The sequence below is a fragment of the Streptomyces sp. NPDC048565 genome, from assembly GCF_040650935.1.
Classification (GTDB): domain Bacteria; phylum Actinomycetota; class Actinomycetes; order Streptomycetales; family Streptomycetaceae; genus Streptomyces.
In genome coordinates this window covers 384844-399395 of the sequence record NZ_JBEZIH010000002.1, presented here as the reverse complement: position 1 = coordinate 399395, position 14552 = coordinate 384844, and the positions used below count along the sequence as shown (strand labels likewise).

General features: G+C 70.0%; 11 protein-coding genes and 4 tRNA genes. 8 read left to right on the top strand and 7 right to left on the bottom strand.

Going from position 1 to position 14552, the window contains the following annotated elements:
* The 5 genes from AB0C75_RS04135 to AB0C75_RS04115 all read right to left on the bottom strand — a co-directional run.
* Window positions 1-1982, bottom strand: a 1982-nt coding sequence (locus AB0C75_RS04135; protein ID WP_362886834.1) for a DEAD/DEAH box helicase, incomplete at its 3' end; no start/stop codon positions are given.
* Between the two features lie 239 nt (window positions 1983-2221).
* A complete protein-coding gene (locus AB0C75_RS04130; RefSeq protein ID WP_362886832.1) occupies window positions 2222-2782 on the bottom strand; it encodes a hypothetical protein in 561 nt (186 codons plus the stop codon).
* Between the two features lie 130 nt (window positions 2783-2912).
* The gene (locus AB0C75_RS04125; RefSeq protein WP_362886830.1) at window positions 2913-3296 is read right to left on the bottom strand and encodes a CrcB family protein; all 384 of its coding nucleotides are present in this window, start codon (window positions 3294-3296) and stop codon (window positions 2913-2915) included.
* On the bottom strand, window positions 3293-3844 hold the full coding sequence (locus tag AB0C75_RS04120; protein WP_362886828.1) for a CrcB family protein: 552 nt from the start codon (window positions 3842-3844) through the stop codon (window positions 3293-3295). Before AB0C75_RS04120 ends, AB0C75_RS04125 begins: the two co-directional genes overlap by 4 nt.
* The gene (locus AB0C75_RS04115; RefSeq protein WP_362886826.1) at window positions 3841-4194 is read right to left on the bottom strand and encodes a metallopeptidase family protein; all 354 of its coding nucleotides are present in this window, start codon (window positions 4192-4194) and stop codon (window positions 3841-3843) included. Before AB0C75_RS04115 ends, AB0C75_RS04120 begins: the two co-directional genes overlap by 4 nt.
* 123 nt (window positions 4195-4317) lie before the next feature.
* On the opposite strand from AB0C75_RS04115, the gene AB0C75_RS04110 reads away from it, so the two are divergent.
* The 7 genes from AB0C75_RS04110 to AB0C75_RS04080 all read left to right on the top strand — a co-directional run bounded on the left by AB0C75_RS04110 (window position 4318) and on the right by AB0C75_RS04080 (window position 10956).
* On the top strand, window positions 4318-5874 hold the full coding sequence (locus tag AB0C75_RS04110; protein ID WP_362886824.1) for a metallophosphoesterase: 1557 nt from the start codon (window positions 4318-4320) through the stop codon (window positions 5872-5874).
* A gap of 80 nt (window positions 5875-5954) precedes the next feature.
* Window positions 5955-6027 (top strand) — tRNA-Glu (locus AB0C75_RS04105).
* Window positions 6028-6066: 39 nt separating this feature from the next.
* Window positions 6067-6141 (top strand) — tRNA-Asp (locus tag AB0C75_RS04100).
* Window positions 6142-6163: 22 nt separating this feature from the next.
* Window positions 6164-6240, top strand: a tRNA-Phe gene (locus AB0C75_RS04095).
* Between the two features lie 146 nt (window positions 6241-6386).
* A complete protein-coding gene (gene hrpA / locus AB0C75_RS04090; protein ID WP_362886822.1) occupies window positions 6387-10319 on the top strand; it encodes an ATP-dependent RNA helicase HrpA in 3933 nt (1310 codons plus the stop codon).
* 116 nt (window positions 10320-10435) lie between these two features.
* Window positions 10436-10510: transfer RNA gene (locus tag AB0C75_RS04085), tRNA-Asp, on the top strand.
* A 143-nt stretch (window positions 10511-10653) separates the two neighbouring features.
* Window positions 10654-10956 carry a DUF6274 family protein gene (locus AB0C75_RS04080; protein WP_362886820.1) on the top strand — a complete coding sequence of 101 codons (303 nt, stop codon included), beginning with the start codon at window positions 10654-10656 and terminating at the stop codon, window positions 10954-10956.
* 573 nt (window positions 10957-11529) lie between these two features.
* Here the strand turns inward: AB0C75_RS04080 and bldC are convergent.
* Entirely contained in the window at window positions 11530-11736 is a 207-nt protein-coding gene (bldC, locus tag AB0C75_RS04075; RefSeq protein WP_003949541.1) for a developmental transcriptional regulator BldC, read from the bottom strand.
* A 661-nt stretch (window positions 11737-12397) separates the two neighbouring features.
* Window positions 12398-13240, bottom strand: coding sequence for a hypothetical protein (locus AB0C75_RS04070; protein ID WP_362886818.1), 843 nt, complete (start codon window positions 13238-13240; stop codon window positions 12398-12400).
* A gap of 197 nt (window positions 13241-13437) precedes the next feature.
* Between AB0C75_RS04070 and AB0C75_RS04065 the strand changes: the two genes are divergently transcribed.
* Window positions 13438-14529 (top strand): Glu/Leu/Phe/Val dehydrogenase dimerization domain-containing protein, encoded by a 1092-nt coding sequence (locus tag AB0C75_RS04065; RefSeq protein ID WP_362886816.1) that lies wholly within the window; start codon window positions 13438-13440, stop codon window positions 14527-14529.
* The last annotated feature ends 23 nt before the right edge of the window (window positions 14530-14552 follow it).

The window sequence follows — 14552 nt, the reverse complement described above, 5'->3', positions numbered from 1 at the left end:
CGGTTGAACGACGGACGGTCGTTGTCACGACGCTCGAAGGAACGGCCACCACGGTCGTCCCGACGGTCACCGCCACCGGAGCGGAAACCACCCGAGGGACGGTCGCCCGAGGGACGCTCGTCACGACGGTCACGGTTGAACGACGGACGGTCGTTGTCACGACGCTCGAAGGAACGGCCACCACGGTCGTCCCGACGGTCACCGCCACCGGAGCGGAAACCACCCGAGGAGCGGTCGTCACGGCGGTCGTTGCTGCCGCGGAACGACGGACGGTCGTTGCTTCCGCGGTAGCCGGACCCGCCGGTGGGACGGCCACTGCGCTCGCCCGTGCCACGGTCGTTGCCACCGCGGTAGCCGCCACGGTCGCCGCCGCGGTCGTCACGGCGGTTGAAGTTGCCCCGGTCGTCACGACGGTCGTCGCGACCGGCGGGCTGCTCGGGGACGGACACCGCTGCGATGAGCGCGGCCTCGGCCTCGGCGGCGACCTCTGCCACCGCCGCGTCCGGGTCGTCGCCCCGCTCGCGGGCGGCACGGGCGACCAGGCGGTCGGCCTCCTCGCGCAGCTCGACGGCACGGCGCTGGACGCGCTCCAGCTGCTTGGTGAGGTCGGCGGCCTCGCGCTCGGCCTGCTTGGCCGCGTTGTTCGCGGAGTCGGCCTGGACCTCGGTCAGCGAACGGGCACCGGTGATCTCGGCGACCTCGGGCTCGAAGACGCCCGCGCCCTGCACGATGTGGCGCGAGGCGTCGACGCCCGCGTCCTCCATGAGGCGGAAGATCTGGCGGCGCTGGTGCGGAAGCGCCAGCGAGACGACGACACCGGACTTGCCGGCCCGGGCGGTACGGCCCGAGCGGTGCAGGTAGTCCTTGTGGTCGCCGGCCGGGTCGACGTTCAGGACGAGGTCGATGCCGTCGACGTGGATGCCTCGGGCGGCGACGTCGGTGGCGACGAGGGCGTTGACGTAGCCCTTCTTGAAGTCCTCCAGCACGCGGGTACGCGCGCCCTGCGTCATGCCGCCGTGCAGCGCGTCGGCCTTCACGCCGGACTCGATGAGCTGCTCGGCGATGCGGTCGGCGCCCAGCTGGGTGCGGACGAAGATGATCGTGCGGCCCTTGCGGGCGGCGATCGCGGCCGTGACCGGCGCCTTGTCCTTCGGCTTCACGACGAGGACGTGGTGCGACATGGTCGAGACGTTGCCCTGGGCGCTGTCGACCTCGTGGGTGACCGGGTTGGTCAGGTAGCGCTTGACCAGCGTGCCGATCTCGTTCTCCATGGTGGCGGAGAAGAGCATCCGCTGGCCGCCGCCGGGGATCTGGTCGAGCAGCTCGGTGACCTCGGGCAGGAAGCCCAGGTCGGACATCTGGTCGGCCTCGTCGAGGACGGCGACCTGGACGTTCGCGAGCGAGCACGCCCCACGGTTGATGATGTCGCGCAGACGGCCGGGCGTGGCGACGAGGACGTCGACACCGCGCTCCAGCGCGTAGATCTGGTTGCCCATCGACGTACCGCCGCAGACGACCTTCATCTTCAGGCCGAGCACGTCGCCGTACGGCTGGAGGGCGTCCGCGACCTGCATCGCGAGCTCACGGGTCGGCGTGAGGATGATCGCGCGGGGCTTCTTCTTCTCGGTGTGACCGCCGGCCAGCGCGGCCAGGGCCGGGAGACCGAAGGAGAGCGTCTTGCCGGAGCCGGTACGGCCGCGGCCCAGGATGTCCTTGCCGGCCAGGGCGTCCGGGATGGTCGCGGCCTGGATCGGGAAGGGCGCCGTCACGCCGTTCTGCGCGAGCTTACGGACGATGCCGTCGGGCAGTCCGAGCGAGGCGAAGGTGACGCTCGGCTCGGCGTCGGCGGAGTCGGCGGGGGCCTCAGCGGCGGGGGCGGGGGTCTCAGCCACGGGAGCCTCGTCGGCTGCCTCGGGGACCTGGGCCACCACGGCCTCGGCGGCCTCCACGACCTCGATGTTCTCGACGTCGTTCTCGGGCATGACGGTGTGGTCAGAACTGGAAATTGACATGCGAAATGCGAAACCTTCCGGAGTCTCGGCACGCGCCCGTAACTCCGTGTTTTCGCAATTTCGACCGCCTCAATGCGGTCCAGCCACGGCAAGGGAGAGTACGCGCCACACGGCGCTCTTCTGTGTCGGCGCCGGGCATAGGATCAAACGATCTACTACCATACGCACCCTCCCCCCAATCGTGCAAACCAGGCCGGTCCCGCCCGGTCTCACACCGGCGCGACCTGCGGTGATACCCGAGGAGTGGGCCACACCTCGATCCTCCCCGGCGCCCCCATCGCATCCGTACGGGACCGCGCCGCCGGCGAGGCCGAAGGCTCCTCAGGATGTACCGAAGGCTCCGGCTCGGGCGAGGGCGGCGGCTCCTGAGGGGTGTCGGGCTCGGGCGGCGGCTCACCCGGTCCGGGATCGCTGGGCTCCTGGGTGGGAGCGGGCCCGCCCCGGGTCGGCTCCGGGGTGCCGGGGCCACCGGGCGCCGGGCGGATGGCCCCTGGACGGGCCGACGGATCCCGCGAGCCCCGCTCCTCGGCGTCCGGCTCAGGGGAGGCGCCCCGGTCGGACTGCGCCTCGGCGCCGCCGCCACCGGATCCTGACCGGCCGGAGCCGGACGCCGTGCCGCCGTCCGGCCGGGCCGAAGCCTCCTTCTGGCCGGCGGAACGCGAGGGGGCCGGCTCCCCGGCGTCGTCGCCGACGCTCACACAGCCTGTGGACGCGGCGATCGTCAGCGCGGTGACGGCTGCCCAGCGGACGCGGGCGGACAACTGGCGCACGGGGTGGCACCTCCAAGGGAGGACAGGAACAGCGAAAAGGGAGAGCGCTGTGTCCAACTCCCCTGCCCCCGCCGGGGACACGCGCGCGGACGCACGGACACAACACCCCCACACACGCCGGGCGGCCCGGTCAGGCGCCGGGTACCCCGAAGCCCCCCGCGAGCTCGGCTCCCAGGAACACCGCCCCGAGCCCCACCAGCAGGGACGCCAGCAGATTCGCCCCCGCCAGGAAGCCACGGCCGGTTTCGGCCAGCCGCAAGGTCTCGTACGAGAACGTCGAATACGTCGTCAGCGCCCCGCACAGCCCCGTGCCCAGCAGGGCGTGGACGGGCGTGGACACCGTGGCACCGGTGAGCACCCCGAGCAGCAGGCTGCCCGCCGCGTTGACGGCGAACGTCCCCCACGGGAACACGTACGGCGTGCCCGCGCCGTGCCGCGCCTGCACCGCACGGTCCGTCAGATAGCGCAGCGGCGCCCCGACAGCACCCCCGATGACGACCAGAAGCCAGTTCACGCCGCCCGCCCGGGCCCGACCGGACGCTCCGGGTGTCCTGGATGCCCGGGCCCGCCCTGGCGCCCCCGTCCGTCCACCAGCGCCCGGGTGAGCACGGCCGCGGCCCACACCGCGCCGAGCGCCGCCACGGCCGTCGCCATCGCGTACGCCATCGCCGTCGCCACTTCCTGACGCGCCAGCAGGCCGGACACATCGGCGGCGTACGTCGAGAACGTGGTGAACCCGCCGAGCACCCCGACCCCCAGGAACGGCCGCACCAGCGGATGCGTGATCCGCCCCCGCTCGACCGTCAGCACCATCAGCACCCCGATCAGGGCGCAGCCCGCCACATTGACGGCGAAGACCGCCCAGGGGAAGCCGTCATCGGCGGCGGGCCAGGCGAGGGTCGCCGCATAGCGCGCCGTGGCCCCCGCCGCGCCGCCCGCCGCGATCACCGAGAGGACCCACCACTTCCCCGAGCCCGCCGTCTCGGCGCGCTGCGCGGGTACGGAGAGGTCGACGTCCGGGTCGACGACCGGCCGCTCCGGCGGAGGGTTCCTGGTGCTCATCCGTAGCCCCACGCGTGCAGTCGCTCGTCGTCGATGCCGAAGTGGTGGGCGATCTCGTGCACCACGGTGATCTCGGTCTCGGCGACCACGTCCTCGCGTGTCTCGCACATCCGCAGGGTCGGCCCCCGGTAGATGGTGATCCGGTCCGGCAGCACCCCCGCGTACCACTCACCTCGCTCGGTGAGCGGCGTGCCCTCGTAGAGCCCGAGCAGCTCCCGGTCCTCCGTGTCCTCCGGCTCCTCCTCCACGAACACCGCGACGTTGTCCATCAGCCGCATCAGCTCCGGCGGGACCCGGTCAAGAGCCAGGCTCACCAGCTCTTCGAACTCCTCGCGCGTCATCTCCAGCACCCCGCCATTGTCACGTACGGCGGGCCGGACGGGCGGTCCGAGCCCGCCCCCGCGGACACCCGCCCGGCCCATACCCCGCCGACGCCCCGCATGCCCGCCGTCCGATCGGGGCATACGGGCCCAATGGCACGCCCGTTCCACGCCGCAGTCGTCCGTGTCCGCCGCCTCCGCAGCTCCCGCGCGCGTGCCACCGCCCCCGCCGGCGGCCTCGTCCCCGCCGCGCACCCCTGGCAGCGCGCGCTGGGCATGCTGGCCGTGGTCGTGCTGGGCGCCTGGCTCGGGCTGCTCGTCGTGGGCAGTGTGCGTACGCCGGTGGGCCCCATGGACACCACCATGACCCTGCGGCCCTCGGTGAGCGGTGGCACCAAGATCGACGTGTCACCGCTCGGTGCCCTGGAGCTGGACTCCCACCACGGCCCGGTCCGCCTGGACGTGGACGTCGACCGGCTGGACCCGGAGCGCTCGCAGGCCCTGGTCAAGCACCCCGAACGCCTCTCGGGTCTCCAGGACGAGGTCGCCGACGACGTCGCGTCCGGCACTCTGGAGCTGGCCGTCCGCTCCTGCGTGGCCGTGGTCTCGGGCGCCACCGCCCTCGGCCTCGTCGTCTACCGCCGCCCCCGCCGCGCCCTCGCCGCCGGCGGCCTCGCCCTGGCACTGCTGGCCGCATCGGGCGTCGGCGCCTACGCCACCTGGAATCCGAAGTCCGTCCTGGAGCCGAAGTTCTCCGGGCTGCTCTCCAGCGCCCCTTCGGTCGTCGGTGACGCCCGCTCGATCGTCACCGACTTCGACGTCTACCAGCAGGAGCTGGCGCGGCTCGTCACCAACGTCACCAAGCTGTACGACGCCACCTCCACGCTCCCCGTCTACCGGCCCGACCCGGGGACCATCCGGGTCCTGCACGTCTCCGACATCCATCTCAACCCCGCCGCCTGGCACATCATCGCCTCGCTCGTCGAGCAGTACGAGATCGACGTGGTCATCGACTCCGGCGACACGATGGACCACGGCACAGCCGCGGAGAACGGCTTCCTCGACCCGGTCACCGACCTCGGCGCCCCCTATGTGTGGGTGCGGGGCAACCATGATTCCAAGGAGACCCAGAGCCGTCTGAAGAAGACCAGGAACGCGCACGTGCTGGACGAGGGCAGCGCCGTGGACGTCGCCGGGCTGCGGATCGCCGGCACGGGTGACCCGCAGTTCACCCCGGACCGCACCCGCCCCACCGGCGGCAAGGCATCCGAGCAACTGGCGGGCATGCGCCTCGCCTCGGCGCTGCGTGACCAGAAGCAGGCGGGCACCCCGGTGGACATCGCGGTGGCGCACGACCCGAACGCGGCGCGGGAGACCGACGGGACGGTGCCGCTTGTCCTGGCCGGCCATGTGCACCACCGGGTCAACGAACTGCTGCCCCTGGGGACGCGGCTGAAGGTCGAGGGCTCCACGGGCGGCGGCGGGCTGCGCGCCGTGCAGAACCAGAAGCCCGAGAAGGTGCGTGCGTCGGTGCTCTATCTGGACCGCGCCACCCGGCATCTGCAGGCCTGGGACGAGATCACCCTCGGGGGTCTCGGTCTGACGACGGCGGAGGTCAGCCGTCACCTCCCGGAGGAGAACCTGAAGAGCCCCTCCCCCTCCCCGGGCGTCCCGTCCTCCTCCCCGAAGGCCTCGACGACCTCCCCGTAAACCGTTTTGGCGATACCTCCCCGCATCCCATATGCTTCTCACGTCCCCGACGCGCTGCGAAGCGCGCAGGTGGGCCCTTAGCCCTCATCGTCTAGTGGCCCAGGACGCCGCCCTTTCAAGGCGGTAGCACGGGTTCGAATCCCGTTGGGGGCACGCTTTACGGTGTGCGAGACTTGTCTCGCACATTAGCCAGGTCCTGTGGAGCAGTTTGGAGTGCTCGCCACCCTGTCAAGGTGGAGGCCGCGGGTTCAAATCCCGTCAGGACCGCTGCAGCCCGTACGAGCTGCGTGGCTGGGTAGCTCAGTTGGTACGAGCGATCGCCTGAAAAGCGATAGGTCGCCGGTTCGATCCCGGCCCCAGCCACCACCCGAAGGCCCCGTCCACGGACGGGGCCTTCGTCGTACCCACGCTTCCCCGGGCTCGCGCGAGCGGGTCTCCCGGGAGCGGTGTGACACGGCCCGGACGAAATACGTTCGCCACTCCTTGCGCCCGGGTGAGATCCTGGAATCCGTATGTCTACTTCCTTCGCCGATCTCCAGTCCCAGCTCGGACAGCTCTCGCTCCGCGACGCGCACAGGCTCGGCCGCCGCCTCGAGGGTGCCCGCCGCATCCGTAAGCCCGAGGCCCGCCAGTCCGTGCTGGACGAGATCTCCGCCGAGGCCGGCAAGGCATCCGAGCGGCTCGCCGGACGCGCCGCGCGGGTGCCCGCCCTGACGTACCCGGAGCAGCTTCCGGTCAGTCAGAAGAAGGACGAGATCCTGGAGGCGATACGCGACCACCAGGTCGTGATCGTCGCGGGTGAGACCGGCTCGGGCAAGACCACGCAGATCCCCAAGATCTGTATGGAGCTGGGGCGTGGGGTCCGGGGCATGATCGGGCACACCCAGCCCCGCCGGATCGCCGCACGCACGGTCGCCGAGCGTGTCGCGGACGAGCTGAAGACCCCGCTCGGCGAGGCCGTCGGCTGGAAGGTGCGCTTCACCGACCAGGTGAATCCGGACGCGACCTTCGTGAAGCTGATGACGGACGGCATCCTGCTGGCCGAGATCCAGACGGACCGCGAGCTCCTCGCCTACGACACGATCATCATCGACGAGGCGCACGAGCGGTCGCTGAACATCGACTTCCTGCTGGGTTATCTGGCCCGGCTGCTGCCGAAGCGACCCGATCTGAAGGTCGTCATCACCTCGGCGACCATCGACCCGGAGCGCTTCGCCAAGCACTTCGGCGCGGCGCCGATCGTGGAGGTCAGCGGGCGGACGTATCCGGTCGAGGTGCGCTATCGCCCCCTGCTCGAAGAAGAGGGCGACGACTCCGACCGCGACCAGATCACCGCGATCTGCGACGCCGTCGACGAGCTGGACCACGAGGCCAACGGCGACGTTCTGGTCTTCCTCTCCGGTGAGCGGGAGATCCGCGACACCGCGGACGCGCTGAACAAACGCAACCTCAGACATACCGAGGTGCTTCCTCTCTACGCCCGCCTCTCGCACGCCGAGCAGCACCGGGTGTTCCAGCGTCACACGGGGCGCAGGATCGTTCTGGCGACGAACGTCGCCGAGACCTCGCTGACCGTCCCCGGCATCAAGTACGTGATCGACCCGGGCAATGCCCGCATCTCTCGCTACAGCCACCGCACCAAGGTCCAGCGGCTGCCGATCGAGCGCATCTCCCAGGCCAGCGCCAACCAGCGCAAGGGCCGCTGCGGCCGTACGTCGGACGGCATCTGCATCCGGCTGTACTCCGAGGACGACTTCCTGACCCGTCCGGAGTTCACGGATCCCGAGATCCTGCGGACCAATCTCGCCTCCGTCATCCTCCAGATGACCGCGGCCGGTCTCGGCGACATCGAGAAGTTCCCCTTCATCGACCCGCCGGACCACCGCAACATCCGCGACGGCATCCAGCTGCTCCAGGAGTTGGGCGCACTGGATCCGGCCGAGAAGGATCCGAAGAAGAGGCTCACCCCGCTGGGCCGCAAGCTCTCCCAGTTGCCCGTCGACCCCCGCCTGGCCCGCATGGTCGTCGAGGCCGAGAAGAACGGCTGCGCCCGCGAGGTCATGGTCATCGCGGCGGCGCTCTCCATCCAGGACCCGCGCGAGCGGCCCGCGGAGAAGCAGACCCAGGCCGACCAGCACCACGCCCGCTTCAAGGACGAGACGTCCGACTTCCTGGCGTTCCTGAATCTGTGGCGCTACATCCGGGAGCAGCAGAAGGAGCGCGGCTCCTCCAGCTTCCGCCGGATGTGCAAGCAGGAGTATCTGAACTTCCTGCGGATCCGTGAGTGGCAGGACATCTACGCACAGCTGCGCACGGTGGCCAAGCAGATGGGCATCGAGGTCAAGGAGTCCTCGACGGGTGCCGACGCTCCGGAGCAGTCGGTGCACACCTCGCTGCTTGCGGGGCTGCTGTCGCACATCGGGCTGAAGGACACCGAGAAGAACGAGTACGTGGGCGCCCGCAACGCCAAGTTCGCGATCTTCCCCGGGTCGGCGCTGTTCAAGAAGCAGCCGCGCTTCGTGATGTCGGCGGAGCTGGTCGAGACGTCCCGGCTGTGGGCGCGGGTCAACGCGAAGGTCGAGCCGGAGTGGATCGAGCCGCTCGCCCAGCATCTGCTGAAGCGCACGTACAGCGAGCCGCACTGGGAGAAGGACCAGGCTGCGGTGATGGCGTACGAGCGGGTCACGCTCTACGGGGTCCCGATCGTCGCCCAGCGCAAGATCAATTTCGGCCGTATCGACCAGGAGGCGTCGCGCGATCTGTTCATCCGCAACGCCCTGGTCGAGGGCGACTGGCGGACCACGCACCAGTTCTTCCATGACAATCGCAAACTCCTCGGCGAGGTCGAGGAGTTGGAGCACCGTGCGCGGCGCCGCGACATCCTCGTGGACGACGAGACGCTCTTCGACTTCTACGATCAGCGGATCCCGGAGCACATCGTCTCCGGCGCCCACTTCGACTCCTGGTGGAAGCACAAGCGCCGTGACGAGCCGGAGGCGCTCGACTTCGAGCGCTCGATGCTCATCAACGAGAAGGCCGGGGCCGTCACCAAGGACGACTACCCGGACTCCTGGCGCCAGGGGAACCTCAAGTTCCGGGTGACCTACCAGTTCGAGCCGGGCGCGGACGCCGACGGTGTGACCGTCCACATCCCGCTCCAGGTGCTCAACCAGGTCACCTCGGAGGGCTTCGACTGGCAGATCCCGGGCCTGCGCGACCAGGTGGTCACCGAGCTGATCCGCTCGCTGCCCAAGCCGATCCGCCGGCACTACGTCCCCGCACCGGACTACGCGGCGAAGTTCCTGGACCGTGCGGTCCCGCTGCAGGAGGCGCTGCCGCTGACACTCGCCCGTGAGCTCCAGCGGATGGTCGGTGTCCCGGTCACGGCGGACGACTTCGACCTCTCCCGGATCCCGGACCATCTGAAGATCACCTTCCGGGTCACCGACGAGCGGCGCCGCAAGGTCGCCGAGGACAAGGACCTGGAGGCGCTGAAGATCCAGCTGCGCCCCAAGGCCCGCCAGGCCCTCTCCAAGGCCGCCGCGGCGACCGCGGGGCCCGCGGGTGAGTCCATCGAGCGTTCGGGGCTCACGGACTGGACGATCGGCACGCTGGACCGGATCTTCGAGACCCGGAGGGCAGGCCAGCCGGTCAAGGCCTATCCGGCCCTCGTCGACCAAGGCGAAACCGTCTCCGTACGGCTCTTCGACACGGAGGCCGAGCAGCAGCAGGCGATGTGGCGCGGCACCCGGAAGCTGATCCTGCTGAACATTCCGGTCAATCCCGCGAAGTTCGCCTCGGACAAGCTCAGCAACCAGCAGAAGCTGGCGCTGTCACGCAATCCGCACGGCTCCATCCAGGCGCTCTTCGACGACTGTGCGACGGCGGCGGCCGACCGGCTGATCGCCGCGCACGGCGGTCCTGCCTGGGACGAGGCGTCGTTCCGCAAGCTGTACGACAAGGTGCGCGCCGACCTGGTGGACCTCACCGTCCGCACGATCGGCCAGGTGCAGCAGGTCCTGGCCGCCTGGCAGGCCTGCGAGCGCCGGCTGAAGTCGACGAACAGCCTGGTCCTGATCAACAACGTCACGGACGTACGGGATCACCTGGCCCGCCTCGTGCCGCCCGGGTTCGTCACCGCGACGGGGCTGCGCAGACTGCCCGACCTGATGCGCTACCTGATCGCCGAGGACCGCCGGCTCCAGCAGATGCCGACGAACGTCCAGCGCGACACCACGCGCATGGAGAAGGTCCACGAGATGCAGGACGAGTACGCCTGGCTGCTCGAACAGCTGCCGCAGGGGCGGCCCGTGCCCCAGGAGGTCCTGGACATCCGCTGGATGATCGAGGAGCTGCGGGTGAGCTACTTCGCGCACGCGCTGGGTACCGCACAGCCGGTCTCCGACAAGCGGATCGTGAAGGCGATCGACGCCGCCGCTCCGTGAACCCGCCCCGAACGGGGGCGTAGCGGCACCCGCACGGTGAGTGAGTTCGACCTGGCCCTGTGACCTCCTGTAGAGTCTGTCTTCGCAGCCAGCCGCAAGGCAGGCAGCGAAAACCTGGTCCTGTGGAGCAGTTTGGAGTGCTCGCCACCCTGTCAAGGTGGAGGCCGCGGGTTCAAATCCCGTCAGGACCGCAGTACACGGAAGCCCGGATCCACAAGGATCCGGGCTTCCGTGCGTCTTGACTCCGACTCCCGGCGCGGGTAACTCCGTAGGACGGAGTCCGCTCCTTCTTTCCCTCGACGCGGGGCGGCCGGTCCACCGGGAGGCCGCACGCATGTCTGCGCCCACGGAAAGGCACGAGACCCGCGCGCTGCTGCGCGCCCATCTGGCGGCCGCATCCGGCTACCGCCACCTCACCCGGCGCTGCCCGGTCTGCCATCGGCTGCTGCGGCTCGCCATGGAGCCCCTGACGGCCCCACAGGCGCCGCACATACGGCAAGGGCCCGGCAGCGGGACCGAGTCGCCGTCAGCCCCTGAGGCCGCCGCCCACGCCCCCGTGGCGGGCGCCCCCGCGGAGGCCGCGGCACCACAGGGGGACTCGGCCGGCTCCGGGGACGAAAGTCCTCCCGCGACATGACCATCTGCCGCAGCCAGGCACCCCCGGACAGTGGCAGGCTCGTAGTCGGCAAGACCGCGCGAGTGTGACGGGAGTCACCGAACAAGTTTTACGGAGGGGCGGCTTTACGCACTTCCTACAACTGGCGAATTTAATATGTGCCATTGCACCGCCTGGGAAGTACATCCCGGACCGTTCCACCCGAGCCGTCCCACGACGCCCGGGACCCGGGCGAACAGCCCCGAACAGCCCCGACCACAGTCGCACTCGGACGCTCGGCAAACCGACCCGTCGGCAGGTTCGGACGGACGTCCGGACCGTTCGGGCAGCCTTCCGCGCACCGCGCGTCCACCCGGCAGCCCACCACGCACCGGCCCACCGGCCCACCGGGCACAAAAAACCCGGGCCACAGACCCGGGGCACAAAAAGATCGCGCTGGACCCGGCGGAGTCCAGCGCGATCGAACGACGTACCCGCATGTCACAGGCATGGCGCCCGTTGGGGCAGGCGCCCGTCGTATGGAGCTATGAGTGCGGACACCTGGGGTTGGGGGACCCTTCAGTGCCCTGTTGTGGCTGCGGCGACAGGGGTGTGTCAGGCCTCGCTGCGCTGCTGCGGAATACCCGCAAGCAGTGCGCGGACCTCTGCCTCGCGATACCGGCGATGCCCACCGAGCGTGCGGATGGACGTGAGCTTGCCAGCCTTTGCCCAACGGGTGACCGTCTTCGGGTCCACGCGGAACATCGTGGCAACCTCAGCCGGGGTCAGCAGCGGCTCGGCATCAGGGGTGCGAGCGGTCATGAGCGGCCTCCTCGGGAGAACCGAACCATCTCGGTTCTTTCCTCTAAATTCTGCACCTTGACCCGCGTTGCCCGAAATGGCGGACGCGGGTCGAGTCGGTTATAGGACGAACGGCTTGTCTTCGGCACTACAACTACACCATCCGTCCAGCCACGTCGGCCAAACCGATGGAATTGCCCTCCCAGGTGCTCATCAGCGACGGAAGCCGATGGACCATGCCATAGCGGACAGTCATGGCCCAGTAACGATCAGTCACAGGACAACCAGGAGTCGTCGGAAGTCGTCAGACCCCCCATAGCGTGCAATGCTGAGCATTCCACCCACAGTTGGGCGGACAGAGTCCTCCCCCGGACTCCTTGTCCTATTTTGGCATGAGGAGTAGGGAAGGGCGCAAGGGCCCTGTAAGTGCTATCCGTCACGCTTGAGGCAAAGGCCCGGTTCGGGACGTAGGTCCCGGGCCGGGAGAGCGACTCCCCGCCCCACCTGTCGCACGCGTCACACCAAGCACCGGTTCACGGCCCGTCAGTTGCCCTCAGGACATCTCCGTTCACCTCCGCCGGGCTCCGTCGGTGCCCACGGATGTCGGACACCTCACAGGATGTCTCTTCCCTGCGGATAGCGCCTCTATGCGGCGGTGCGTTCTGATTCACACCGCTTCGGGCTAGTTGGAGGATTGTAGGTCACGCACGGCACGCCAGCGGTCGGCGAGACGGCCGTACGCGACCCCCGCCGCGTCACCGTCCCCGGAGCGCAGCGCCGCGATGCCCTCGGCCACATCCGCGGCCGACCGGTCGGTCTCGAGCTGCTCGCCGCTCAGCGCGTGGACCAGGCCGCCGTAGTCCAGCTCGACCATGGCGCGCGGGTGGAACTCCTCAAGCCAGCGCCCCACCTCCACGAGCCCCTCGGTCAGCGGCCCTTCGTCGATGGTCTCCCGCAGGGTCCGCAGCGCCCTCGCCAGCCGGCGCCGCGCCTGCACCATCGGGGTCCGGTAGCGCAGCAGCCGGTCCCCCGCGCCGCCGGCGCCCACGTACTCCCGCTCCTCGTCGTCGAACAGCACGAACCAGCGCACCGGCACGTGCCACACCGTGGTCCTGATCCAGGGTCGGGCGTCCGGGTTCCGCTCGGCCCACCGCTCGTAGTCCGCCTCCGCCTGCCCCCGCACCACCGGGGGCAGCACCGCGTCCAGCACGGTGGCCGGAAACAGACCCCCCAGTTCGCTCATCGCCATCCAGCCCCGCATCCGGGTCCGCCAAGGACAGACGCAGACGACCCCGTCGACCAGAGCGATGAAGGCGTCCCCGCTCTCGTGCACCGGCACCGCCACCGGAGGGGTGGGAACCAGATCCGCCAGCGAACGACGGAGTTCGTCCTGGGCCGTGGGGAGCTTCGTGCGTCGCGCGTAGCGCGTCCAGTGGCTCCGTTCCGGTTCGCGGAAGGCGGCGAGCGGCTCGTAGACCCGCAGATAGGACGCGTATGGGATGAGCACCGAAGACACCACCGACATGCGGTAAATCGTGTCACGCCGCTACTCCGCCGGAGGGTGATCCGGAGCACGGGAACAGATCTACGTGTCACGAGGACTTGCGACGCGCGGCAGGTCGTTACGCTCTTGCCCAGTCGGACCGGCCGGTCACGGTCGGTCCGGGGCCCTCCCCACCTTCAGGAGGGTCTTCCGCCGCTTCGTACTTGGGAGTCACCACAGTGACCGATGTGACCGGCGTACCCGTCGACGTGCTGCACACCCTGTTCCACTCGGACCAGGGTGGCCATGAGCAGGTCGTGATCTGCCAGGACCGCGCCAGCGGCCTCAAGGCCGTCATCGCCCTCCACTCCACCGCCCTGGGCCCGGCCCTCGGCGGAACCCGCTTCTATCCGTACGCCTCCGAGGCGGAGGCCGTCGCGGACGCGCTGAACCTCTCGCGCGGAATGTCGTACAAGAACGCCATGGCCGGGCTCGACCACGGCGGCGGCAAGGCCGTCATCATCGGCGATCCCGACCTGATCAAGTCCGAGGAACTGCTCCTGGCCTACGGCCGGTTCGTGGCCTCGCTCGGCGGGCGCTACGTGACCGCCTGCGATGTCGGCACGTACGTCGCCGACATGGACGTCGTCGCCCGCGAGTGCCGCTGGACCACCGGCCGCTCGCCCGAGAACGGCGGCGCCGGCGACTCCTCCGTCCTCACCGCGTACGGCGTCTTCCAGGGCATGCGGGCCTCCGCGCAGCACCTGTGGGGCGACCCCACGCTGCGTGGCCGCAAGGTCGGCGTCGCCGGGGTCGGCAAGGTCGGCCACCACCTGGTCGAGCACCTGCTGAGCGACGGCGCCGAGGTCGTCGTGACGGACGTGCGCGAGGAGTCCGTACGCCGGATCACCGACCTGCACCCCGAGGTGTCCGTGGCTGTGGACACCGACGCGCTGATCCGCACGGAGGGCCTGGACATCTACGCCCCGTGCGCGCTCGGCGGCGCCCTCGACGACGACAGCGTCCCCGTGCTCACCGCCGCGGTGGTGTGCGGCGCGGCCAACAACCAGCTGGCGCACCCGGGCGTCGAGAAGGACCTCGCCGACCGGTCGATCCTGTACGCACCGGACTACGTGGTGAACGCCGGAGGCGTGATCCAGGTCGCCGACGAGCTCCATGGTTTCGACTTCGACCGGTGCAAGGCGAAGGCCACGAAGATCTTCGACACCACGCTGGCCATATTCGCACGTGCGAAGGCGGACGGGATCCCGCCGGCCGCGGCGGCCGACCGGATCGCCGAACAGCGGATGGCCGACGCCCGCCGTCGCTGACGCGTCATCGGAGCGTCGAGCAC